The organism is Mesorhizobium sp. LNJC405B00 (assembly GCF_000502615.1).
Taxonomy (GTDB): Bacteria; Pseudomonadota; Alphaproteobacteria; order Rhizobiales; family Rhizobiaceae; genus Mesorhizobium.
In genome coordinates this window covers 1-23,843 of the sequence record NZ_AYWC01000005.1, presented here as the reverse complement: position 1 = coordinate 23,843, position 23,843 = coordinate 1, and the positions used below count along the sequence as shown (strand labels likewise).

The window sequence follows — 23,843 nt, the reverse complement described above, 5'->3', positions numbered from 1 at the left end:
TCAAGGCTGAAATCGGACTAGGTTTTCCCCGCGAGCCCCTTCAGCCGGTAGAGTGCTTCCAGCGCCTCGCGCGGCGTCATCTCGTCTGGATTGATCTCGCCCAGCGCTGCGCCCAGTGCGTCGCTCTTCACAGGCTTTGCCGCTTCCCGCTTCATTGCCACCGAAAACAGCGGCAGATCGTCGACCAGCCGGTTGGCCTTGCCGGAGACATCGCCTTCCTCGAGCTGATGCAGCACCTCTTTGGCCCGGCCGACCACCGCTTCCGGCAGACCGGCAAGGCGAGCGACCTGAACGCCATAGGAGCGATCGGCGGCACCCTTGCCGACCTCGTGAAGGAAGACCACGTCGCCTTCCCACTCCTTGACCCGCATCGTGACATTGTGCAGTCGCGGCAGCTTGCCGGAGAGTGCCGTCATTTCGTGAAAATGAGTGGCGAAGATCGCCCGGCAGCGGTTCTTCTCGTGCAGGTACTCGACTGCCGCCCAGGCGATCGACAGGCCATCGAACGTGGCGGTGCCGCGACCGATCTCGTCCAGGATCACCAGCGCCCGTTCGCCGGCCTGGTTGAGGATCGCCGCCGTCTCGACCATCTCGACCATGAAGGTCGAACGGCCACGCGCCAGATCGTCCGAGGCGCCGACGCGCGAGAACAACCGGTCGACGACGCCGATATGGGCCGATGTCGCCGGCACGAAGGAACCGGTTTGGGCGAGGATGGCGATCAGTGCGTTTTGCCGCAGGAAGGTCGACTTACCGCCCATATTCGGACCGGTGAGCAGCCAGATCGCGCCGGCCTTGGCCCCGTCTTGCGGCGACAGATCGCAATCATTGGCGACGAACGGCCCTTCGCCCGAGCGCCGCAGCGCCTGTTCCACCACCGGATGGCGTCCGCCCGAGATATCGAAGGCGAGGCTGGAATCGACCAGCGGCCGGCACCAGGCTTCACTCTCCGACAACAGCGCGAGCGCCGCCGACACGTCAAGTACGGCAAGCGCATCGGCGCCGGCGCGAATTTTTTGCGCCTCGGCGACCGCCTCAGCCGTCAGCGTGTCGAAAGCGGCAAGCTCGATGCTCAGCGCCCGGTCGGCGGCATTGGCGATTTTGGTCTCGAGTTCGGCAAGTTCGGTCGTGGTGAAACGCATGGCATTGGCCATGGTCTGGCGGTGGATGAAGCGCGCCTTGGCGCCGTCGCTTCCGGTCATGATTGAATGGTGGTTGGCCGTCACCTCGATGTAATAGCCCAGCACATTGTTGTGGCGGATTTTCAGCGAGCGGATGCCGGTCTCCTCGATCAGCGAGCGCTCCAGTCCGGCGATCACCTTGCGCGATTCGTCGCGCAGCGCCCGCATTTCGTCGAGCTCGGCATGGTAGCCGCCGCGCACGAAGCCGCCGTCGCGCCTGAGCAGCGGCAGTTCCTCGCCAAGAGCCTGGGCCAGATGCTTGGCCAGCGCACGCGGCAGCGCCTTTATCGCGGCAAGTGCTTCCGTCAATTCATGGGGCAGCGCTGTTGCGGCGAGGATTTCGGCAATGGCGCCCGCCGCTTCAAAGCCGGCACGCAGCGCGCCGAGGTCGCGCGGGCCGCCGCGGTTGAGCGCCAACCGCGACAGCGCTCGCGGCATGTCGGCGACGCTCTTCAGGCTTGACCGCACCGCCTGGCAGAGCCGCGTCTCGGCGCGGAAGAACGATACCGAATCAAGCCGGGCAGCAATCGCCGCCGGATCGGTCAGCGGCGCCATCAGCCGGTCGGCGAGCAGCCTGGCGCCGCCGCCGGTGACCGTGCGGTCTATAGCCTTGAACAGCGAGCCGTCGCGGCTGCCCGACAGCGTGCGCAACAGTTCCAGATTGCCGCGTGTCGCAGGATCGATGAACAGCGTCGAGCCCTGCTCCTCGCGTTCGGGACGCGACAAAGGCGGCCGCTCGGCCTTCTGCGTCTTTTCGACGTAGGCGATGGCGCCCGAGACCGCCGACAATTCGGCGCGCGAGAAGGCACCGAAACTGTCAGGCGTCGCCACTTCGAAGAAGCGCGCGATCCGCCCCGCTGCCGAAGCCGAATCGAAAAGCGACGGCGGCTGCGGGCTGGCGACGCGGCCGATGACGTCGAACACCGGCTTCAGCTCGGGATCGTAAAACACCGGCTCGGCGACGATCAGCTCGCGCGGGTCGACGCGGAAGACATCGGCCAGCAGGCGGTCGGCCGTGGTTTCGGCGACGCGGAAGACGCCGGTCGAGATCTCGATCCAGGCCAGGGCGAAGGCGTCACCGCTGTTGCCGCCCTTCACCCGCCCTAGCGCCATCAGGAAGCTCGATTCCGACGGCGCCAGCAATTTGTCCTCGGTGATGGTGCCGGGCGTCACCAGCCGCACCACGTCACGGCGTACGACCGATTTGCCGCCGCGCTTCCTGGCTTCCGCCGGGTCCTCGATCTGCTCGCAGACGGCGACGCGGAAACCCTGGCCGATCAGCTTCTGCAGATAGTCGTCGGCCGCATGCACCGGCACGCCGCACATCGGAATGTCATGGCCCTGGTGCTTGCCGCGCTTGGTCAGGACGATGCCCAGCGCGCGGCTCGCCTTCTCGGCATCGTCGAAGAACAGCTCGTAAAAATCGCCCATGCGGTAGAACAGCAGCGAGTCCGGGTTCGCCGCCTTGATCTCGATATATTGCTCCATCATCGGCGTGACGCTGCCGACGGGCGCAGGCGGTGTCACCTCGGGGGCGTCGGTTTCTGCTGAAGTGTGCATGTTCATGCCCGCACGCTAGCAGATGTGGGTGCGGGGTTTAATGCCGGCGGCCCGAAAAGCAGGGGACGACCGGCCTCGACGGCGGCTTGTGCTCCCTCTACGCCGGGTGAAGCCGTTGGTTGCTTCGGGCGCCAACCAGACCCTATGATCGCCATGGCGGGGATAAGCGGCATGGATCAGGACAAACAGGAGGCGTTCGAAGAGCTGGTCGGTCCGGCTGGATCGGCGCTTGAGCGCCTGCTGCTGTTGGCGGCGCGGCGCGTCCACCGCACCAAAAGCAAGCTTAGGGGGACAGTGCGCAAGCGCGTCCCCTTCCTCCTGCCGACACGGGGACCGCTGTCCGATCTCGATAGCGGCATCGAGATGTCGCTGCATGTGCTCAGCCGCGACCCGCTGGTGCTCTATGTCCCGATTGGCGGAGCCCGTCCGCTCTATCCGCTGGCGGCCCTTGGCCGGCGCCTGGCGGGACGGCGCGTCACCTTCCTGACGATGCAGACCTGGACCATGGAGCGGCCGGCTGTCATCGCCCGGATGGGCCGCGATCTCGCCTGGTATGCCGGCCGGTTTCCGCTGCACGAAATCATCTTCCTGTGCAACACCGAGGAAGAGCGCCGTCTCGTCGCGGCTGCGGGCGGCANGCAATGCCATCTTCTCCAACCACAATCTGATGGTGTCGGAGGATATGTTCCGGCCGCTGCCGGACGTGCCGGTCGAATTCGACGCGGTCTACAATGGCCGCATCTCGCCGATCAAACGCCATCACCTGGCCTTCGACATAGAGCGGCTGGCCCACATCACCTATTCGATCGGCGAATTGCCGCCGGTTGCCGCCCGCGCCTTTGTTCGGCGACTGCAGGCGCGTTCGCCGCTCCACCAGATCGCCAATCCGCTCGTCGACGGCTGGCCGGGCAAGCTGACGGCGCAACAGGTCAACCGCGTCTACAACCAGGCCGCCGTCGGGCTGTGCCTGTCGGCCGTGGAAGGAGCGATGTACTCCTCGATGGAATATCTGATGGCCGGCCTGCCGATCGTCAGTACGCCGAGCCTTGGCGGTCGCGACGTCTATTTCGATCCGGATTATTGCATCGTCGCCGATCCGGAACCGGCTGCCATTCGCCGCGCCGTCGAGACGCTGCGAGATCGTGCCATACCGCGTCAGCAGATCCGCCGCCGCACGCTGGAGAAGGTTCAGGCCCAGCGCATCGAACTCATGGCGTTCCTGACTGCATTGCTGCGGCGCAAGGTAAGCCGTGCGCCACCCATCGAGACGTGGCCTTTCCCCGGCACAGACGGCATGATGCGGCGGGGAACGGTGCGCGAAATCGCTGCCTTCGTCAGCGAGCCAGAGCCGACGTGACGCCGTTCGACTTCGGGAGATTCGCTGCGGGCGTGAAGATCGCTTGGCGATTTACAGCGGTGGCGTGTAGCCTTGATCCAGAAGTTCCAAAAGCACGCACCCGTCTCAAGGGGGCGACACCGGCGAGGAAATCAAAAGCATCATGGCCAAGAAAACCGAAAATAGCGGCCCCTCCGTCAGCGCCGAGGAGGCGCTGGAATTCCACGCCATGGGCCGCCCCGGCAAGCTGGAGATCGTCGCCACCAAGCCGATGGCGACGCAGCGCGATCTGAGCCTCGCCTATTCGCCGGGTGTCGCGGTTCCTGTGCTGGCCATTGCCGAAGACCCCAGCCGCGCTTTCGACTACACGACGCGCGGCAACATGGTCGCCGTCATCTCCAACGGCACCGCCATTCTCGGCCTCGGCAATCTCGGCGCGTTGGCCTCCAAGCCGGTGATGGAAGGCAAGGCGGTGCTGTTCAAGCGCTTCGCCGATGTCGATTCCATCGACCTCGAGGTCGACACCGAGGATGCCGACGAATTCATCAACTGCGTGCGCTTTCTCGGGCCGTCCTTCGGCGGCATCAACCTGGAAGACATCAAGGCGCCGGAATGCTTCATCATCGAGCAGCGGCTGCGCGAACTGATGGACATCCCGGTCTTCCATGACGACCAGCACGGCACCGCCATCATCTCGGCCGCCGGGCTGATCAACGCGCTGGAGATCACCGGCCGCGACATGAAGACCACGAAAATGGTCTGCAACGGCGCCGGCGCCGCCGGCATTGCCTGCATCGAACTGATGAAGGCGATGGGTTTCGCCCCGGAAAACATCATCTTGTGCGACACCAAGGGTGTCGTCTACCAGGGCCGCACCGAAGGCATGAACCAGTGGAAGTCGGCGCATGCGGTCAAGACCGCCACGCGCAGCCTGGCCGAGGCGCTGGATGGCGCCGACGTCTTCCTCGGCCTGTCGGCCAAGGGCGCATTGACCACCAAGATGGTGCAATCGATGGCCAAGAACCCGATCATCTTCGCCATGGCCAATCCCGACCCGGAGATCACGCCGGAGGAAGTGGCCGAAATCCGCACCGACGCCATCATGGCCACCGGGCGTTCCGACTACCCCAACCAGGTCAACAATGTGCTGGGCTTTCCCTACATCTTCCGCGGTGCGCTGGATGTCAGGGCCACCACCATCAATGACGACATGAAGATCGCCGCAGCGAGAGCGCTGGCCGACCTGGCGCGCAAGGACGTGCCCGACGATGTCGCCGCCGCCTATCAGGGCAACCGGCCGAAATTCGGCCCGAACTACATCATCCCGGTGCCGTTCGATCCGCGCCTGATCTCGGCCATCCCGCTCGCGGTGGCCAAGGCGGCGATGGAGTCGGGCGTCGCCCGCAAGCCTATCCTCGACCTCGACCGCTACGCGCAGGAGCTGTCGGCCCGCCGCGACCCGATCGCCTCGACCTTGCAGCGCATCTACGATCGCGTCCGCCGCCAGCCCAAGCGCATCGTCTTTGCCGAGGGCGAGGAAGAACAGGTGATGCGCGCCGCCGTCTCCTATGTGAACCAGAAGCTCGGCACCGCGATCCTGCTCGGCCGCGACGATGTCATCAAGGAAAACGCCAGGCACGCCGGCATCGACCTCAACAAGCAAGGCATCGAGATCATCAATGCCAGGCTGTCGCGCCGCAACGGCATCTATACCGACTATCTCTACGAGCGCATGCAGCGCAAAGGCTTTCTGTTCCGCGACTGCCAGCGGCTGATCAACAATGACCGCAACCATTTCGCTGCCTGCATGGTGGCGCTGGGCGATGCCGACGGCATCGTCACCGGCGTCACTCGCAACTATTCCACGGCGCTTGACGATATCCGCCGCGTCATCGACGCCAAGCCCGGCCACCGCGTCATCGGTGTCTCGATCGTGCTCGCGCGGGGCAAAACGGTCCTCGTCGCCGACACCGCCGTGCACGATATGCCCAATGCCGAGCAGATCGCCGACATCGCCGAAGAGGCGGCGGGATTTGCCCGCCGCATGGGCTACGAGCCGAGGCTCGCCATGCTTGCCTATTCGACCTTCGGCCACCCGCAGGGCGAACGCTCCGAGCGGGTGCAGGAAGCGGTGCGTATCCTCGACAAGCGCCGCGTCGATTTCGAATATGACGGCGAGATGGCCGCCGACGTTGCGTTGAACGCCCGTGCCATGGCGCAGTATCCGTTCATCCGGCTGACCGGCCCGGCCAACGTGCTGATCATGCCGGCGTTCCACTCGGCCTCGATCTCGACCAAGATGCTGCAGGAACTCGGCGGCTCCACCGTCATCGGCCCGCTGCTGGTCGGCTTGAACAAACCGGTCCAGATCGTCTCGCTCAACGCCAAGGATTCGGACATCGTCAACATGGCTGCGATCGCGGCCTATAGCGCGGGAGCCTGATTGGCGGCAAAATCGCCAACGCATAAGAGATTGATAATATTCGGCTGCTATAGGGAACGTTCTCGCCCCCTATGGCCTTATGGCATTGGCGGCGCGCTCAGACCGCCAAAACGGGGGTGCGGCCATGAAGCATGACACGGCATCTGTGGTCGGCCAGGGGGTCTATCACGACGAGCGCCTGGATGCGCTGCTGAGCATCACCGGCCGCATGGACGGTTATCTCTACCGTTGCCGCAACGATGCGTCCTACACCATGCTCTACATCAGCGACGGCATTTTAACCGTCAGCGGTTATCGGCCGAGCGACTTCATTCAAAATGCCGTGCGCGACTATGTCTCGGCGATCCACCCGGATGATCTCGCTGCGGTCTATGCCGCCGTCGATACCGCGCTCGAGGCGCGCTGCAACTGGAACGTCGACTACCGCATCGTGCCACAGGTCGGCGAGCCGCTCTGGGTGCGCGAGATCGGCGGCGGCGTCTGGGACGAGGCCGGCGAACTCGAATTCCTCGAAGGTTTCGTCGTCGACATCAGCGACCGCAAGGTCGTCGAGGATCTCAACGCCGAGCTGCTGCTCGAACTCAAGGCCGCCAATGAGGAACTCTCCGTACAAAAGCGCGAGATCGAGCTGGCCAAGCAGCAGAGCGATCATTCGGCCAACCACGATGCATTGACCGGCCTGCCCAACCGGCGCGCCTTTCACAACGAGCTGAGGTCGGTGATCGACCGCTGCGACAGCACCGGCCAGGCGGCCGGCCTGCTGTTCATCGACCTCGATAGGTTCAAGAAGGTCAACGACACGCTCGGCCACGAGGCCGGCGACGCGCTGCTGCAGGAGGTGGCGGGTCAGCTTCGCACCATCCTGCGCAGCGCTGATTTCGTGGCGCGGCTCGGTGGAGACGAGTTCGCATTCCTGTTTTCAGGAGAGGCTAGCCGGGCCCGACAGAAGGCCGTGGGCGTCGCCGAACGTATCCTGGAAAAGCTGCGGATCAAGGTGCCGACGCCGAATGGAGCCATCCATGTTGGTTGCACCGTTGGCGTCGCCATCTACCCGGCGGAAGCGTCCGATTCGGAGGCGCTGATAACGCTCGCCGACCGACTGATGTACATCGGCAAAAAGAGCGGCCGCAACCGGCTGGTCACCGCCGGGGCTTTGGAACCCGGGCCTACGTCCGACGACCTTCGCCGCACCGCCTGAGCGGAGCGCCGGACAGCCTGATCCGGCGGGAACCCCTCATCTGGCTCGGCGCTGCGCGCCGAAAGACGGCCCTACAGCAACCCTGCCAATTGGGCCGCGCTGCGCAGGTTTTGCCGCGGCCGTGGCCCGAGCTGCTGGATCACCAGCCCGGCGGCCAGCGAGCCGAGATCGCCGCAATCCTTCAGGCTGCGCCCCGAGGTGTAGCCGTAGAGGAAGCCGGCGGCGTAGAGGTCGCCGGCGCCGGTGGTGTCGACCAGTTCGCGGATCGTCGTCGCCTGGATGGTGACGGTCTCCTCGCCACGCACGATCACCGAGCCTTTTTCGGAGCGGGTGACAGCGGCAATCTTGCAGTCCTTGCGGATAGCCGCCAGCGCCTCGTCGAAGGATTTTGTCTGGTAGAGCGACTTGATCTCGTGGCTGTTGGCAAAGACGATGTCGACANGTGTGCGAGCTTCGCCGTCTGCCGGATCGCCTCCTTGGCGCGCGGCGGATCCCACAGATAGCCCTCGAAATAGGTCACCTTGGCGCCTGACGCCTTGTCGGCCTCGACGTCTTCCGGCCCGAGTTCGATGCAGGCGCCGAGATAGGTGTTCATCGAACGCTCGCCATCGGGGGTGACGAAGATCATCGATCTCGCTGTCGGCGGCTGGCCCTCAAGCGGCCTGGTGTCGAAGGCAACGCCCTGGGCATGGATGTCATGCGCGTAGATTTCGCCGAGCGGATCGTTCGACACCTTGCCGAAGAACGCGGCGCGGCCGCCGAAGCTGGCGATGCCGGCGGCGGTATTGCCGGCGCTGCCGCCGGAGGCCTCGATCGCCGGCCCCATGCGGCTGTAGAGCAGCTCGGCGCGCTTGGTGTCGATGAGGTTCATCGCACCCTTGATGATGCCGTTGGTCTCAAGAAAAGCGTCGTCGCACTGGGCGATGATGTCGACAATGGCATTGCCGATGCAAAGCACGTCAAAATCCGGCATCAATGTCTCCGCCTTGGAACCTGCCGGCTTTCTGCCGCGCCCGGGCGGGTCTACAGCATCACCCCGAAAAATGGCAACCGATTTCCACCCTTTGCCGGCCCAGGCCGGCGCGCGCGCCTGGGACGAGGCTCCATCACAGTTCGACCGTGGCCGAAGCATCTGACCGCCGGGTCGCCTACAAGCTTGGCCTCAGATCAAGCGCTGGAAGCACCCTGCATGCAAGCAAAGACCGACATGGCCACCGAACTGGCGCTGCTTGGCGTGCTGGCCGCCCTGTGGGGCGCGTCCTATACCTTCATCAAGATCGGTGTCGAGACGATCCCGCCGATAACCTTCATCGCTGCTCGCACCCTGATCGCCGGCGCCATCCTGCTCGCGCTGATCCGCTGGCGCGGCCTTTCCATGCCCAAGGACGGCGCGACCTTGTGGCGGTTCATGGTCCAGGCCTGCCTCAACAGCGTCGTGCCGTTCACGCTGATCGCCGCCGCCGAGCGCTCCATCGACGCCGGTCTGGCCACCATTCTGAACGCGACCTCGCCGATCTTCACCTTCCTGCTGACCGCGCTTATCACCCGCCACGAATCCGTGACCGCACGCAAGCTGTTCGGTGTCGGTGCCGGCATTGCCGGCATTTGCCTGATCGTCGGCACCCAGGCGCTTGGCGGGCTCGGCCATCAATTGTGGGCGCTACTTGCCGTCATTGCCGCCACGGTCTGCTATGCCGGCGCCGCCATCTTTGGCCGCGGCTTTAGGGGACTCGACCCGATGCTGCCGGCCGCCGGCTCGATGCTGTGCGGCGCAGTCATCCTCGTCCCCTTGAGCCTGGCCTTCGACCGCCCGTGGACCCTGTCGCCTTCAATGGCGTCGATACTGGCCTTGTTGGCATTGTCGGTGTTCTCCACGGCGCTGGCCTTCTGCATCTTTTTCCGCCTCATCCACACGCTTGGTTCGGTCGGCACGACGTCGCAGGCCTATCTGCGCGTGCCGATCGGCGTCGGAATCGGCGTCGTGTTCCTCGGCGAGAGCCTTGGGCCGACAGCTTTCTGGGGCATGGGCTGCGTCGTCGCCGGCGTTGCGGCGATGACCATCCCCGCCCGCTCCCGGGCGCTGGCGCGCTAGATCATGATGAGATTTGGTTGAAATCTCATCATGATCTAACCCTTTGTTGGAGCATGATCTTGTCCAAAAACCGGTACCCACTTTTTGGGATCATCCTCTAGTTCCCGTCCGGAATTGCGCCCGCTCCGGCAGGCTTGCGGCTGACAGGGTCTCCGCCTATGTCGGAGATATCCGTTTGTTCCTGGGGGTGAAACGCCGTGATCTCCAACGCTGCCCGCGCCGCCTTCAGCCGGCTGTTTTCTCCCGAATTCCGCGCGGTTTTCCTGAAGACGCTGGGCTTGACCGTCCTGGCGCTGGTCGCCTTGTGGTTCGTCTTGACCGGGCTTGTCGATTGGCTGGCCCTGCCATGGGTTCACTCCTTGCTGCCCGGCCTGCCGTCCTGGGCCGGATGGCTGAGCGGCATCATCGCTGCCATCGCGCTTGCCTTCGGGATGGCGCTGCTGATCGCGCCGGTGACGGCAATCGTGGCCGGCCTGTTTCTCGACGACATCGCCGAAGTGGTCGAGCGCACCGACTATCCGGCCGATCCCGTCGGACGCGCCATGCCGGCGCTGCGCTCGCTCGTGTTGTCGGTGAAATTCTTCGGCGTCGTCATCCTGGGCAACATCGTCGCCTTGCTCCTTCTGTTGGTTCCAGGCGTCAACATCGCCGCCTTCTTCATCGTCAACGGCTATCTGCTCGGACGTGAATTCTTCGAATTCGCCGCCATGCGCTTCCGCCCGGAAGATGAGGCGAGGGCGTTGCGCCGGAAATATGCCGGCACCGTCTTTCTGGCCGGGCTGCTCATCGCTGCCTTCCTCGCCGTGCCCCTGCTCAACCTGCTGACGCCGCTCTTTGCCGCCGCCATGATGGTGCATCTGCACAAGGCGGTCGGCGCGCGGGAGAGCGCCGGGCGATAGGCCTATCAACGCAGAAGAAAACCGCGTCCCAATTCGTCATCCGGCTCGACGGTGAATTCCGCCCGGCCCGAATAGTAGGCGCGGCCGCCGACGCGGGCGATGATCGCATCATGCGGGCCGGCCATGGTCGTGCGCGCCACCGCTCCGGAAAAGCGCGAGCCGGCGATGCTTTCGAAGGACCGCTCCTGACCAGGGTTGATTTCACCCTTGGCATGCATTGCCGCCAGCCGCGCGGTGACGCCGGAGCCGGTCGGCGAGCGGTCGACCTCGGCATCGGCAAAGACGCAGATGTTTTTCGTTGCCTCGCTGGAGAACGCATCTCGTCCATCGGTGAGGATGGTGCCGTAGAGGAAAGCGAGATCGGCATGGTCGGGATGCGATAGAGGGAACTCCGCCTTCAGCCGCTCGGTCAGCGCGGTTGCCGCGTCGACGAAATCGCGCACCCGGCTGCGGCCGAACTCCAGGCCGAATTGATGGCAGTCGGCCAGCGCGTAGAAGGCGCCGCCATAGGCGATGTCGAACGCAATCTTGCCGTATCCCGCCAATTCGATTTGTTGGTCATGGGCAAACAGAAAGGCCGGCACGCTTTCGAACGACACGGATCCCGCTTTGCCGTCCTTGACCTCCACCGAAGCGACGACCAAGCCGCACGGCGCCTCGATGTTGACCATGGTGATTGGCTCCTGTTTCGCCACCAGTCCTTCGTCGACGGCGTAGCGGCCAAGCGCGATGATGGCGTGGCCGCACATGGTGGAATAACCCTCATTGTGCATGAACAGCACGGCCAGGTCGGCGCCGGGCAGGTCGGGCTCCACCAGCAGCGCGCCATACATGTCGTAGTGGCCGCGCGGCTCGAAGATCAGCAGCTTGCGCAAATGGTCGAGGTGGTCGCGCACATAGGCGCGCTTTTCCAGGATCGTGCCTTTGGGAATGTCTGGATAGCCGCCGGTGACGATCCTGAGCGGCTCGCCGCCGGTGTGCATGTCGACGACGGTGAGCGTCATGCGCCGGGACCCCTAGCCTGAGGATTTGGAAAACAGCGCCTGCAATTTGCCGAACGGCATGGCGGCGCGGGTGAAGCCGAACGTGCCGTCCTGCTGGATCTCTCGCGCCGCGGTTTCCAGCATGCCGAAGGCGAAATTGGTCAGCCACGGCCCAAGCGAGATGCGCTTGACCCCGGCCATGGCGAGGTCGGCGATGGTGAAGGCCGGGAGTGCCATGACATTGACCGGCCTGCTCACTGCCGAGCAGACGTTCCGGATGGTCTCGACATCTTTGAGGCCCGGCGCATAGAGCACGTCGGCGCCGGCCTTTTCGAAGGCCTGCAGCCGCTTGATCGTGTCGTCGAGATCCGGTTTGCCCCAAAGGAAATTCTCGGCCCGCGCGGTGAAGACGAAATCATGCTTGAGCGCCCGTGCGGCTTCAGCAGCAGCTGCAACGCGCTCGACGGCGTGTGAAAACTCATAGATGGGCTTGTCGGGATCGCCGGTATGGTCCTCGATCGAGCAGCCGGCGAGACCTGCCGCTTCGGCCGCAAAAACCGTCTCGGCGGCACTCGTCGCGCTGTCGCCCTTGCCTTTCTCGAGATCGGCCGACACCGGCAGGCTGGTTGCCGCCGTCAGCTCGCGGCAATGGTGGATCATCGCCTCGAAGGTCACTGCGCCATCGGGCAGGCCGCGCGAGAAGGCAAAACCGGCGCTGGTGGTCGCCAGCGCCTTGAAACCGAAGGACGCCAGGAGCTTGGTCGTGCCAACATCCCAGGGGTTGGGCATGACGAAGGTCGAGGCGTGCAGGTCGCGAAAGATCTTGCCCTTGTCCATGAGTGCTCCCTTCAGATGCGAAATGCCGGCAGATTCTATCGTGCAGCAATGCACCGAGCAAACGACTGCGGTTGGCTCAGAAGCGTTTGGCGTTCTCTCCTGCCAATCTGTCCAGCGCATCGGAATCCTTGACATAGTGCAACGTTTTTTTGTCCCAATGATAGGTGACGGAAATTGCGTGGGCTTCAGGCTTGGGCGGCTGGTCGTCGCAGCTCTCGCCGTTGAGCACCGTGGCGTCGGTCACCGTCACTTTGACCGCGGCATAAGGCTGTCCGTCAGCGATCGTCTGGAAAGCAACGTCCTGCTTCCGGCTGTAGGCGCACAGGTTCTCATCGAAGGTGAAGATCATGTCGATCAGTTGGAATTTGTCGTCGCGCACCATGATCAGCGGCGTGATTGCGTAGTTTTGGCTTGAATTGAAATGCGCGCTCATGGTGATCACGATGTCGTCGTTCGGCCCAACGGAAAGCTTGCCCGGTTCACGGAAATAGGTGCCGCGGTCGAGCGCGACATTGACGGCGTCGAGCAGCTTCGGCTTGTCTGTGATGTCGTAGAGCGCCAGCACGGCATAGCCTTCGGCGCTGTCGGGAGAGTCGCCGAGGTCGTAGAGCATCGCCAGCCGGTCCTTGCCCCCGGCCTTGATGGCGAGCACGCCGGCGTTGGAGAGGCCCGATGTCTCAGGCGGCGAACCGCCGCCATCCGGTCCCTCGATGTGGCGCATCCCGATCGGCAATCCACCCCGGTAGAAACCGTTGCTGTTACCTGCGAGGCCGGGAATGACCATCCTTGCGAGGTCCAGATAGGTCACATCCATGTGGCCGGGGATGGCGCTGCCGAATTCCGGGAAGCTGACGGCTTGCGCGCCGGCTGCGGTCCAAAGCCACGGCAGCAGCACAAGCGCTAGAGCAATTTCAGGAAAAGTGTGTGCGGTTTTCCGGCCGGAAATTGCGACAAAACAAAAAGATAGAGCGGTTCGCCGTTTCCATGAAACGGTGAAACGCTTTAGGATGGAGCGAAGCAGGTTCGTTGGCATGGGCGCCTCAGGCTGGCCGCGCGGAACCTAACACAGCTTCAGTGGATCGGCACCAGCCCGGCAAGTTCGCGCATGTCGTCGAACAGGACGCCGCCGGCGCTGGCCAGGCCATCGCGGTCGGAATAGGGATCGCCATGATAGGAATAGACACGCATGCCGGCGGCAATGCCGGCCTGCGTGCCGGCAACGCTGTCCTCGATGACGATGCAGTCGGCGGGCACAAAGCCCATGGTCTTTGCCGCATGCAGGAACAGGTCCGGGAACGGCTTGCCGCGGCTGACCATGGTCGAAGAGAACATGCCATGCTCGAACAGCGGCAGCAGCCCGGTCTGGCCGAGCGTGATGTGCATCTTCGAGATACGCGCGGAAGTGGCGACGCAATAGGGAATGCCGGCCGCGCGAACCGCCTCGATGAAGTCGCGCACATAGGGGATCGCCTCGACGCCATGCGCAAACAGTTCGGGCAGGCCGGCATTCCAGCGATCGACGAAATCGGCGCCGAGCCGCACCGTGGTCGTCTCTTCGATTTCCTTCTGCACCGAAGCCATGCTGCGGCCGGAAAAATATTTGCGGCAATATTCGAATGTGGTGGGATAACCGGCGGCAACAAACCACTCGGCAAGCCGCCGGTTGGCAAGGTTCTCGGTGTCGACCAGGATGCCGTCGCAGTCGAAGATGACCAGTTTCGGTATGCTCATTTCAGGCGGTGCCGGTCGATCCGAACCCGCCCGCGCCGCGCGTCGTGGCGCCGGCCAGCGAGCGCTCCTCAACCGTCACCTGCGTCACCGCGGCAAAGACGATCTGGGCAATGCGCATGCCGCGCGTCACCGCGAAATCCTCGTCGCCAAGGTTGATCAGCAGCACCTTGACCTCGCCGCGATAGTCGCTGTCGACCGTGCCCGGTGAATTGAGGACGGTCAGCCCATGCTTGAAGGCAAGGCCGGAGCGCGGCCGCACCTGGCCTTCCATTCCTTCGGGAATTTCCAGGATCAGACCGGTCGGCACCAAGGCGCGCTTGCCAGGCAGGATCAGCAGCGGCCGGTCTTCCGGCACCGCGGCGCGCAGATCCATGCCGGCGGCGCCGGTGCTTTCATAGGCGGGAAGGGGAAGTCCATCTCCATGCGGCAACCTGACGAAGCCGACAGTGGGACCAATGACGGAGGAATTTTGGAAGGCTGCGCGCATAAAATCGATCCTATCGGCGCGAACGGCGATTCGGTCAACTCGTCCGCAGGCCTATCAACGGCTTTCTTTCAGGCGTCAGTGTGACCTAGCGCAATTCCATCGGAACGACGGTCGTCTCCTTGATCTCCTCCATGACGAAGGAGGCCGAAACGTCCGACAGCGCCACCTTGGCGATCAGCCGCTGATAGAGCCGGTCATAGGCCTTCATGTCAGCGACGCGGGCGCGCAGCACGTAGTCGAGATCGCCGGACATGCGATAGACCCCGGTGATCTCGGGAAAACCGGTCACCGCCGCACGGAACTTCTGCAGCCAGTCCGGGTCATGATTGGAGGTGCGGATCAGGATGAACACCGAAAGTCCGAGCCCGAGCTTGTCGGCATCGACCAGCGCCACCCGTCCGGTGATGACGCCGTCCTCTTCCAGCCGCTTGACCCGGCGCCAGCAGGCGTTGCGCGACAGCGACACTTTTTCGGAGAGCTGATCGACCGATAGTGTGCCGTCGCGTTGCAGCTCGGCCAGCAATCTTCGGTCGATTTCATCAAATTCAAGCGCCATGTGGGATGAATGTCCCGAACCACGGCGTTAGACAAGGACAAATTGAGACCGATGAACCTTTACCCCGTGGCAGGATACCCACATCGGGGCTTATCCCGGCAGGAGGGATCACCATGACGACGCTGTTTTCGAAGCTGTTCACCTCTCACCCGGCCAAGGTGGGCGAGACCTATTTCAGCCATATGGCCTTTGCCGCCTGGTTCTGCTCGCGCCTCCTGATGGCCGCTGGTGCGGCACTCGTTCACGCTTTCTTGCCGTTTCTCTTCGAAACTACGGCAAGCCGAATCGTTCGCGAACTCTACGAGCGGACGCACAACAGAGGCTCGCACGCGGTCAAGGAGCCCCAGGCTCTCTTGGATCGCGCCTAGGATTGGTTAGAAGCCATGTGCCGATGGGCGGCCTATCTGGGTGAAGCGGTCTTCCTCGAAGACGTCGTCACCGCACCTTGCCACTCGCTGATCGCCCAGAGCCATTGCGCCCAGGAAGCCAAGTCGCCGACCAATGGCGACGGTTTCGGCCTTGCCTGGTATGGCGACCGGCCCGAGCCCGGCCTCTACCGCGACATCCTGCCGGCCTGGTCGGATCCCAATCTGAAAAGCCTATGCCGGCAGATCAAATCCGGCCTGTTCCTCGCCCATGTCAGGGCGTCGACCGGCGGCGCCACCAGCCGCATGAACTGCCATCCCTTCATCTCCGGCAACTGGTCGTTCATGCACAACGGCCAGATCGGCGGCTTCGAAAAGATCCGCCGCGCGCTGGAGAACTCGCTCTCTGACGCCGTCTTCGACCAGCGCGAGGGCACCACCGATTCCGAATTGTTTTTCCTGCTGATGATCGACGAGGGTCTTGCTGGCGACCCGCAAGGGGCAGTATCGCGCGCCACCGCTCGGGTTCTGGAGGCGTCACGCCACGCCGGTCTCGAACCGGCCTTGAAACTCACTGCGGCCCTTTCGGATGGGCGCGCGCTCTATGCCGTGCGCTACGCAAGCGATGCCCACGCACCGACCCTGTACACGTCGCTCCGCAACGGCGGTCGTTGCATCGTGTCCGAACCCTTCGACCGCGAAGGCGGCGACTGGCAGGCGATCCCGCCGGCGAGTTTTGTCACGATCACTGGCGATGGGATGAGCATTCGGCCGTTCGTGCCGGCTGTGGCAAGGCTGGCACTGGTCGTCTAGGCCCTAGTCTAAGCCGCATTCCTTCGCGCCCCCCTCTGTCCTGCCGGACATCTCCCCCACGAGGGGGGAGATTGGAGGTCACGGCGGCCTTCGCCAATTTTCAACGCAGGAAAAGGGGCGCCGAAGCCAAAGCTGCCAATCTTCCCCCAAAGTGGGGGAGATGTCCGGCAGGACAGAGGGGGGCGCCGTAGAGCGCCAACCTCAACCGACCGGCAAGCGCAATTTTGATCAAGCGCCGATGATCTCCGAATGCTGAACTTGGTTTTAAACCGCGATACGTTTGGCAGCAGCCGGAGCAATCATGGACCTCGCCTTTTCCTCGACCATTGATCTCGCCGCCGCAATCGCGGCGCGAAAGATCTCCGCCGTCGAAGCTCTGGACGCCCATCTGACCCAAATCGACCGACACAGCGAAGCGGTCAACGCGGTCGTCAATCTCGATCGGGAAGGCGCCCGCGAGCGCGCGAAACAAGCCGACGCGGTGCAGGCGCGCGGCGATGCGCTCGGACCGCTGCATGGCGTGCCTTTCACGTTGAAGGACATGCACCAAACCGCTGATATGAAGACCACGGTTGGTTTCGCACCATTCGCCGACTATGTGGCAAAGGCAGACAGCCCGGTCGTCGCCCGATTGAAAGCCGCAGGCGGCATCCTGATTGGAAAGACCAATGTCGCGACGATGCTGGGCGACTGGCAATCGGACAATCCGCTGTTCGGTCGCACCAGCAATCCGTGGAACCGATCGCGCACGTCAGGCGGGTCCAGCGGTGGCGCAGCGGCAGCGGTGGCGACCGGCGTGACGCCGTTCGATGTCGGCACCGACATGCAGGATTCGATCCGCCTGCCGTCGGCTTTTTGCGGCGTCTACGGGTTGAAACCGACCGAGCACCGCGTGTCCCTGGCCGGCGCCTTCCCCGATCCGAACGGCGCGGCGCGTAGCGTGCGGCTGATGTCCTGCCTCGGCCCGCTGGCGCGCAGCGTGGAGGATCTTGCGCTGATCTACAAAATCATCGCCGGCCCGGACGGAGCAGACACCGACCTCGCGCCGGTGCCCGTAGAGGCCATGCCCAGGCTCGACCTCAAGACATTGCGCATCGCCGTCGCGCCGTCCTTCCCCGGCTTTCCGGTGGCTGGTAAAATCGCTGCCGCGGTCGAAAGCCTGGCCAAGCGGTTGCAATCAGCAGGGGTGATTGTGGAAGAAGCGAACTTGCCTGAGATCGATCTGCATGACGATCTGGAGCAGGGCGGCGATCTGATCGGCATGATGCTGGAGGCAGCGCAGCCCGAACCGCCGGAGCAGCCAACGCCGATCACCAATTGGTTCGAGGCGCTCGCTCGCCGCGACCGCTCGATCCTGGCCTGGGACAGGTTCTTCGAAACCTGCGATGCCTTGCTGTGCCCGGTCGCCATGACCACGGCCTTCGCGCATTGTGAGCCCGGCACGCCGATCGAAGTCGACGGCAAGGAGCAAAGCTATTGGATGCTACCGGCCTATGGCGCGGTCTTCAATTATTCCGGCCATCCGGCACTCTCGCTGCCCTGCGGGCAAGACCGCGACGGCCTGCCTATCGGCCTGCAACTGGTCGGCAAGCGCTGGTCGGAATCGCGGCTGCTCGGCATCGCCAAGGCGATCGAAGCGCTGACCGGCGGCTTCAAGCGTCCGCCGGGCTACTGAGCAAACCGACCCAACCCATAAGGCGTCAGCAGCGGATCACGCTCGCCGTCGAGAATTTCGCGCGTGGCGAACAGCCCGACCGCGGGCGCCAGCGTTATGCCGGAATGCATGACGGCGACATAGAGACCTTCCGTGCCCTCGGCGCGGCCGATGATCGGAAAGCCGTCGATCGGCGTCGGCCGGTAGCCAACCGTGTGGAAATCGAATTCCAGTTCGTCGGCGCCGCGCAAAGCCGCCTTCATTGCTGCAAACAGCTCGCGCGCCGTGGCGTCGGGATTCTCACCGGGATCGCTCCCCGCGAAATCCGAGCCGGCGATGATGCGGCCCTCCGCCGTCTAGCGCATATGCAGCTTTTCGGCATGCACCAGCCCGTTGAGGAGCTTCTTGTAGGGCTGCGAGTGGACGATCAGACCGGGCGGCGTCTCGATTGGCAGCTTGATGCCGGCGGTAGCGGCAATATCGGGGGCCCCGACACCGGCTGCGATCACCACCTCTTCGGCTGGCATCAGCCCATGCGATGTATCGACACCGGCAATCCTGCCATCGGTCTGGACAAGTGCGGTTACAGAACTGGAGAGAACGCGCGCACCTTGCCGTTCTGCGTGGGCCAGCAGCGCCTTGGCCGCTGCGACCGGTTCGGCCACGCCTTCCTCCGCGACATAGACAGCGAATTCCGGCGGCTCGACGAGATTGGGCTCGATTTGCGCTGCCCGCCCGGCGTCGACGCGTTCGATGCCGTAACCCCAGCAAGCGTGCTCAGCCGCGTAGGCTTCGAGCCTGTCGGCCGGCAGATCCCAGCACAGCCCGCCGCACCAGGCGAGCGGCAGGCCGGGCAGCTCGTTTGCCAGCCGCTTCCATTCGGCCATCGCACGGATGCGCAGCCGGAAATAGATTTCGGGATTGCCCCAGCTGGCGTTGATCCAGGCAAAGGAGTTTGGCGTGGCGACGCCGCCGGCACCACTATCGGAAATCACAGTCACCCGCGCCCCGGCCTTGGTCAGGTGCCAGGCGATGGACGCCCCGATAATGCCGGCGCCAATGACGATGACTTCTTTAGCGCTGCTCATACCGGACCTCTCAGAATGGGCTCCTCTGATGCCACCGTAACGATTCAAGCTCAAGTGTGGTCGGCCTGCCGGCCCGAAACTGTCGACAGGCCAGCAATGCGCTGCTAGAAGCCCGCGCCACAGACAGGATTCCAGAAATTGGCTGAAGACATCGAACAGGCGGTATCGCGCCGCCGCACTTTCGCGATCATCGCCCACCCCGACGCCGGAAAGACGACGCTCACCGAAAAGCTGCTGCTGTTCGGCGGCGCCATCCAGCTTGCCGGCGAGGTCAAGGCCAAGAAGGATCGCATCCAGACCCGGTCCGACTGGATGAAGATCGAGCGCGAGCGCGGCATTTCGGTCGTCACCTCGGTGATGACCTTCGAATATGAGGACAATGTCTTCAACCTGCTCGATACGCCCGGCCACGAGGATTTTGCCGACGACACCTACCGCACCCTGTCGGCGGTCGATAGCGCCGTCATGGTCATCGACGCCGCCAAGGGTATCGAGCCGCGCACGCTGAAACTGTTCGAAGTCTGCCGGCTGCGCGACATCCCGATCATCACCTTCATCAACAAGATGGACCGCGAAAGCCGCGACCCGTTCGAAATTCTCGACGAGATCGAGCAGAAGTTGGCGCTGGACACTGCCCCCATCACCTGGCCGATCGGCCGCGGCAAGACTTTTGCCGGCACCTACCACCTGGCGCTCAACGCTGTGCGCAGGGGCGATGCCGAGAAAGACCGCACGCCGGTCAACGGCCCCGACTCCAACCGCGTCGCCGGCCTGCTGCCGGAAAACGAGCGCGAGGCCTTCATCGAGGAGCTGGAGCTCGCGCGCGAAGCTTGCCGCCCGCTCGACATCGACGCCTTCCGCGAAGGCCATCTGACACCGGTCTATTTCGGCTCGGCGCTGCGCAATTACGGCGTGCGCGACCTGATCGAGGCGCTCGGCGCCTTCGGCCCGCCGCCGCGTGCGCAGGACGCAGACACCCGCAAGGTCGAGGCGACGGAGGAGAAGATGACGTCCTTCGTGTTCAAGATCCAGGCCAATATGGACCCCAACCATCGCGACCGCATCGCCTTCGTGCGCGTCTGTTCGGGCAAGCTCGAGCGCGGCATGAAGGCCAAGCTGGTGCGCACCGGCAAGCCGATGAGCCTGTCGGCGCCGCAGTTCTTCTTTGCCCGCACCCGCGTCACCGCCGACGAAGCGTTTGCCGGCGATGTCGTCGGCATTCCCAACCACGGCACGCTGCGTATCGGCGATACGCTGACCGAAGGCGAGGAGATACTGTTCCGCGGCGTACCCAACTTCGCGCCGGAAATCCTGCGCCGTGTGCGCCTCGGCGACGCGATGAAGGCGAAAAAACTCAAGGAAGCGCTGCACCAGATGGCCGAGGAAGGCGTCGTGCAGCTGTTTTCGCCGGAAGACGGCTCGCCGGCCATCGTCGGCGTTGTCGGCGCGCTGCAGCTCGACGTCTTGAAGGAAAGGCTGAATTTCGAATACACGCTGCCGGTCGAATTCGAAATGTCGCGCTTCTCGGTCTGCCGCTGGATCTCTGCCGACGACAAGGCCGAAACGCTTCGCTTCATTGAGGCGCATCGCGGCGACATCGCCCGCGATCTCGACAACGACCCGGTGTTTCTGGCCCAGAACGCCTTCTCGCTGAACTACGAAGCCGAACGCTGGAGGGCGATCCGCTTCGCCACCATCAAGGACTACCAGGTCCGCGACAAGGCGGCGTAAGGCGCCCCTTTTCCTTCTGCCCGCTTACGCGGAGAAGGTGCCCGAGGGCGGATGAGGGGCAGCGCCGACCTTGAAGGGTCAATTGGCTCCAACGCGCGCCGGCCGTTCGCGTGGCTCAGGGCGTTCGAAGCTCGAAAAGCAAAGCAATTGGCTTTTCGTCCGCTACGCGGCCGCTTCTCACCCCTTCGCAGCTTCCTCGATCTTGGCAATATCGATCTTGCTCATCTGCATCATCGCCGACATCACCCGCCCGGCCTTGGCCCGGTCCGGATCCAGAAGCAGGCGCGGCAGTTGCTCCGGCACGACTTGCCAGGAGACGCCGAACTTGTCCTTCAGCCAGCTGCATTGCGACGGTTCGCCGCCGCCTTCGATGAGCTTGTCCCAGAAATAGTCGACCTCTTCCTGCGTCTTGCAGTCGATCGACTGTGACATCGCCTCGTTGAACTTGAATTGCGGTCCGCCGTTCAGCGCCTGGAACTGCACGCCGTCGAGTTCGAACGTGGTTACCAGCGCCTTGCCGGCATCGGTATGGCCTTCGGGCCAACGCAGCACGCTCAGTACCTTCGAGTTCTTGAAGATGGAAACGTAGAAATTCATCGCCTCTTCGGCCTGGCCATCGAACCACAGGCAGGTGGTGATCTTTTGCATGTCATGCTCCTCGGGTGTTTGGTTGCGGTTACAGGTGAAGCGGCTGACTTATAGAAATGGTGCCATTCCCTTGCCGTCGTCCCAAGGACGGATGCCGGGCTAGCGATCCGACACTGGCCGGCAATCTTTTTCGAAACCCTGATTTCAGCGAGACTCTGGCGCATTGCAAAAATGTGGCCAGACCATACTTGCCGGTCTATAAACCCCGCGGTCCAAATTAAGCGCCGCCACGCTCCGCGTTGAGCGCAGCCAACCAGCCAAGGAACATTCATGCCTGCCTATCGCTCCCGCACTACCACCCACGGCCGCAACATGGCCGGCGCCCGCGGCCTGTGGCGCGCCACCGGCATGAAGGACTCGGATTTCGGCAAGCCGATCATCGCGGTGGTCAATTCCTTCACCCAGTTCGTGCCGGGTCATGTCCATCTCAAGGACCTTGGCCAGCTGGTGGCGCGCGAGATCGAGAAGGCCGGCGGTGTCGCCAAGGAATTCAACACCATCGCCGTCGATGACGGCATCGCCATGGGCCATGACGGCATGCTCTATTCGCTGCCGTCGCGCGAGCTGATCGCGGACTCGGTCGAATATATGGTCAACGCGCATTGCGCCGATGCCATGGTCTGCATCTCCAATTGCGACAAGATCACGCCCGGCATGCTGATGGCCTCCTTGCGCCTCAATATCCCAAGCGTCTTCGTCTCCGGGGGGCCGATGGAAGCCGGCAAGGTGGTGCTCGCCGGCAAGACACAAGCGCTCGACCTGGTCGACGCCATGGTTGCCGCCGCCGACGACAAGATCTCCGACGAGGACGTCAAGGTCATCGAACGCTCGGCCTGCCCGACCTGCGGCTCGTGCTCCGGCATGTTCACCGCCAATTCGATGAATTGCCTGACCGAGGCGCTCGGCCTGTCGCTACCCGGCAATGGCTCGACCCTCGCAACCCACGCCGACCGCAAGCGGCTGTTCGTCGAGGCCGGCCATCTCATCGTCGATCTCGCCCAGCGCTACTACGAGCAGGATGATGAGTCGGCACTGCCGCGCAGCATCGCCTCCAAAGGCGCCTTCGAGAACGCCATGACGCTCGATATCGCCATGGGCGGCTCGACCAACACCGTGCTGCATATCCTGGCCGCCGCCCATGAGGGCGAGGTCGATTTCACCATGGAAGACATCGACCGGCTGTCACGCCGCGTTCCGGTGCTGTGCAAGGTCGCACCGGCCAAGTCCGACGTGCATATGGAAGACGTCCACCGCGCCGGCGGCATCATGGCGATCCTCGGCCAGCTCGACAATGCCGGGCTGCTCAACCGCAACCTGCCCACGGTGCATACGGCAAGCCTGGGCGAAGCGCTTGACCATTGGGACATCTCCCGCACCTCGAGCCAGAGCGTCCGCGACTTCTTTCTCGCCGCTCCGGGTGGCGTGCCGACACAGGTCGCCTTCAGCCAGGACCGCCGCTGGGACGAGCTCGACCTCGACCGCGAGAAGGGCGTCATCCGCTCAGCCGAGACGCCGTTCTCGAAAGACGGCGGCCTTGCCGTGCTGAAAGGCAATCTGGCGCTCGACGGCTGCATCGTGAAGACGGCCGGCGTTGACGAGTCGATCCTGAAGTTCACCGGCCCGGCCCGCGTGTTCGAAAGCCAGGACGCTTCCGTGAAGGCGATCCTGTCCAACGAAATCAAGGCCGGCGATGTCGTCGTCATCCGCTATGAAGGACCGCGCGGCGGTCCCGGCATGCAGGAAATGCTCTACCCCACGAGCTATCTAAAGTCGAAAGGCCTCGGCAAGGCCTGCGCGCTGGTCACCGACGGCCGCTTCTCGGGCGGCACATCAGGCCTGTCGATCGGCCATGCCTCACCGGAGGCGGCCGAAGGCGGATTGATCGGGCTGGTGCAAGAGGGCGACACGATCGAGATCGACATCCCCAACCGCACCATACGTCTGGCGGTCAGTGACGCCGAGCTAGATGCGCGCCGCGCGGCCATGGAGGCAAAGGGCGCCATGGCCTGGAAGCCCGAGGAAAAGCGCAAGCGCAAGGTGACGACCGCGCTGCGCGCTTACGCAGCCTTCGCCACCAGCGCAGACAAGGGCGCGGTGAGGCACGTGCCGCAGTGAGGGGGTGCGGCGCCGACCCCCACCCCGCTGCTGCGCAGCGACCCTCCCCACAAGGGCATAGGCGCTAAGATAGCTTTGGCATGGACTGAAACTTGCGCTTTCGTGGTGGTTCGCGCCAGCGATATC

At 63.9% G+C, this 23,843-nt stretch carries 18 protein-coding genes and 2 pseudogenes; 10 read left to right on the top strand and 10 right to left on the bottom strand.

The annotated features are described in order from the left end of the window. Positions 1–17: 17 nt before the first annotated feature. Entirely contained in the window at positions 18–2,747 is a 2,730-nt protein-coding gene (gene mutS, locus X756_RS153880) for a DNA mismatch repair protein MutS (protein WP_023729602.1), read from the bottom strand. Positions 2,748–3,423: 676 nt separating this feature from the next. On the opposite strand from mutS, the gene X756_RS1000000169830 reads away from it, so the two are divergent. From X756_RS1000000169830 to X756_RS153890, 3 genes are all read left to right on the top strand, one after another. After that, a complete protein-coding gene (locus X756_RS1000000169830; RefSeq protein ID WP_245264495.1) occupies positions 3,424–4,098 on the top strand; it encodes a glycosyltransferase in 675 nt (224 codons plus the stop codon). A 142-nt stretch (positions 4,099–4,240) separates the two neighbouring features. Next, positions 4,241–6,520, top strand: coding sequence for an NADP-dependent malic enzyme (locus tag X756_RS153885; RefSeq protein ID WP_023729599.1), 2,280 nt, complete (start codon positions 4,241–4,243; stop codon positions 6,518–6,520). A 124-nt stretch (positions 6,521–6,644) separates the two neighbouring features. Then, complete coding sequence (locus tag X756_RS153890; protein ID WP_023729598.1) at positions 6,645–7,718, top strand: sensor domain-containing diguanylate cyclase; 1,074 nt, start codon at positions 6,645–6,647, stop codon at positions 7,716–7,718. Positions 7,719–7,789: 71 nt separating this feature from the next. On the opposite strand, the pseudogene X756_RS01000000165410 reads toward X756_RS153890, so the two are convergent. Further along, positions 7,790–8,691 (bottom strand): annotated as a pseudogene (locus X756_RS01000000165410) (adenosine kinase). A gap of 216 nt (positions 8,692–8,907) precedes the next feature. Between X756_RS01000000165410 and X756_RS153895 the strand changes: the two are divergent. Together X756_RS153895 and X756_RS153900 are read left to right on the top strand one after the other, a co-directional pair. Further along, positions 8,908–9,810, top strand: coding sequence for an EamA family transporter (locus tag X756_RS153895; RefSeq protein WP_023729597.1), 903 nt, complete (start codon positions 8,908–8,910; stop codon positions 9,808–9,810). Positions 9,811–10,007: 197 nt separating this feature from the next. Beyond that, positions 10,008–10,709 (top strand): sulfate transporter family protein, encoded by a 702-nt coding sequence (locus X756_RS153900; protein ID WP_023672874.1) that lies wholly within the window; start codon positions 10,008–10,010, stop codon positions 10,707–10,709. A gap of 5 nt (positions 10,710–10,714) precedes the next feature. On the opposite strand, the gene X756_RS153905 is transcribed toward X756_RS153900, so the two are convergent. The 6 genes from X756_RS153905 to X756_RS153930 all read right to left on the bottom strand — a co-directional run bounded on the left by X756_RS153905 (position 10,715) and on the right by X756_RS153930 (position 15,303). Further along, positions 10,715–11,713, bottom strand: a complete 999-nt coding sequence (locus X756_RS153905) for a proline racemase family protein (RefSeq protein ID WP_023703542.1) — start codon at positions 11,711–11,713, stop codon at positions 10,715–10,717. Positions 11,714–11,725: 12 nt separating this feature from the next. Continuing rightward, positions 11,726–12,529, bottom strand: a complete 804-nt coding sequence (locus tag X756_RS153910; RefSeq protein ID WP_023672876.1) for an oxaloacetate decarboxylase — start codon at positions 12,527–12,529, stop codon at positions 11,726–11,728. Positions 12,530–12,605: 76 nt separating this feature from the next. Further along, positions 12,606–13,424, bottom strand: a complete 819-nt coding sequence (locus tag X756_RS153915; protein WP_245264494.1) for a hypothetical protein — start codon at positions 13,422–13,424, stop codon at positions 12,606–12,608. 176 nt (positions 13,425–13,600) lie between these two features. Continuing rightward, entirely contained in the window at positions 13,601–14,260 is a 660-nt protein-coding gene (locus tag X756_RS153920) for an HAD family phosphatase (RefSeq protein WP_023729595.1), read from the bottom strand. Position 14,261: 1 nt separating this feature from the next. After that, positions 14,262–14,747 carry a dUTP diphosphatase gene (dut, locus tag X756_RS153925; RefSeq protein WP_023672879.1) on the bottom strand — a complete coding sequence of 162 codons (486 nt, stop codon included), beginning with the start codon at positions 14,745–14,747 and terminating at the stop codon, positions 14,262–14,264. Between the two features lie 85 nt (positions 14,748–14,832). Beyond that, positions 14,833–15,303 (bottom strand): Lrp/AsnC family transcriptional regulator, encoded by a 471-nt coding sequence (locus tag X756_RS153930; protein WP_023672880.1) that lies wholly within the window; start codon positions 15,301–15,303, stop codon positions 14,833–14,835. Between the two features lie 113 nt (positions 15,304–15,416). Between X756_RS153930 and X756_RS153935 the strand changes: the two genes are divergently transcribed. From X756_RS153935 to X756_RS153945, 3 genes are all read left to right on the top strand, one after another. Further along, on the top strand, positions 15,417–15,671 hold the full coding sequence (locus X756_RS153935; protein WP_023685117.1) for a DUF6356 family protein: 255 nt from the start codon (positions 15,417–15,419) through the stop codon (positions 15,669–15,671). Positions 15,672–15,686: 15 nt separating this feature from the next. After that, entirely contained in the window at positions 15,687–16,481 is a 795-nt protein-coding gene (locus tag X756_RS153940) for a class II glutamine amidotransferase (RefSeq protein WP_023685116.1), read from the top strand. 301 nt (positions 16,482–16,782) lie between these two features. Continuing rightward, positions 16,783–18,156, top strand: a complete 1,374-nt coding sequence (locus X756_RS153945; protein ID WP_023729594.1) for an amidase — start codon at positions 16,783–16,785, stop codon at positions 18,154–18,156. On the opposite strand, the pseudogene X756_RS01000000165405 reads toward X756_RS153945, so the two are convergent. Continuing rightward, positions 18,150–19,223, bottom strand: a pseudogene (locus tag X756_RS01000000165405) (FAD-binding oxidoreductase). The gene X756_RS153945 and the pseudogene X756_RS01000000165405 sit on opposite strands and share 7 nt — an antisense overlap. A 138-nt stretch (positions 19,224–19,361) precedes the next feature. Here X756_RS01000000165405 and X756_RS153950 point away from each other — a divergent pair. Beyond that, positions 19,362–20,954 (top strand): peptide chain release factor 3, encoded by a 1,593-nt coding sequence (locus X756_RS153950; protein ID WP_023685113.1) that lies wholly within the window; start codon positions 19,362–19,364, stop codon positions 20,952–20,954. Between the two features lie 177 nt (positions 20,955–21,131). On the opposite strand, the gene X756_RS153955 is transcribed toward X756_RS153950, so the two are convergent. Continuing rightward, positions 21,132–21,602, bottom strand: coding sequence for a VOC family protein (locus X756_RS153955; protein ID WP_023685112.1), 471 nt, complete (start codon positions 21,600–21,602; stop codon positions 21,132–21,134). A 270-nt stretch (positions 21,603–21,872) separates the two neighbouring features. Here X756_RS153955 and ilvD point away from each other — a divergent pair, with 270 nt between their 5' ends. Continuing rightward, positions 21,873–23,717, top strand: a complete 1,845-nt coding sequence (ilvD, locus tag X756_RS153960; RefSeq protein ID WP_023729593.1) for a dihydroxy-acid dehydratase — start codon at positions 21,873–21,875, stop codon at positions 23,715–23,717. Positions 23,718–23,843: the final 126 nt, after the last annotated feature.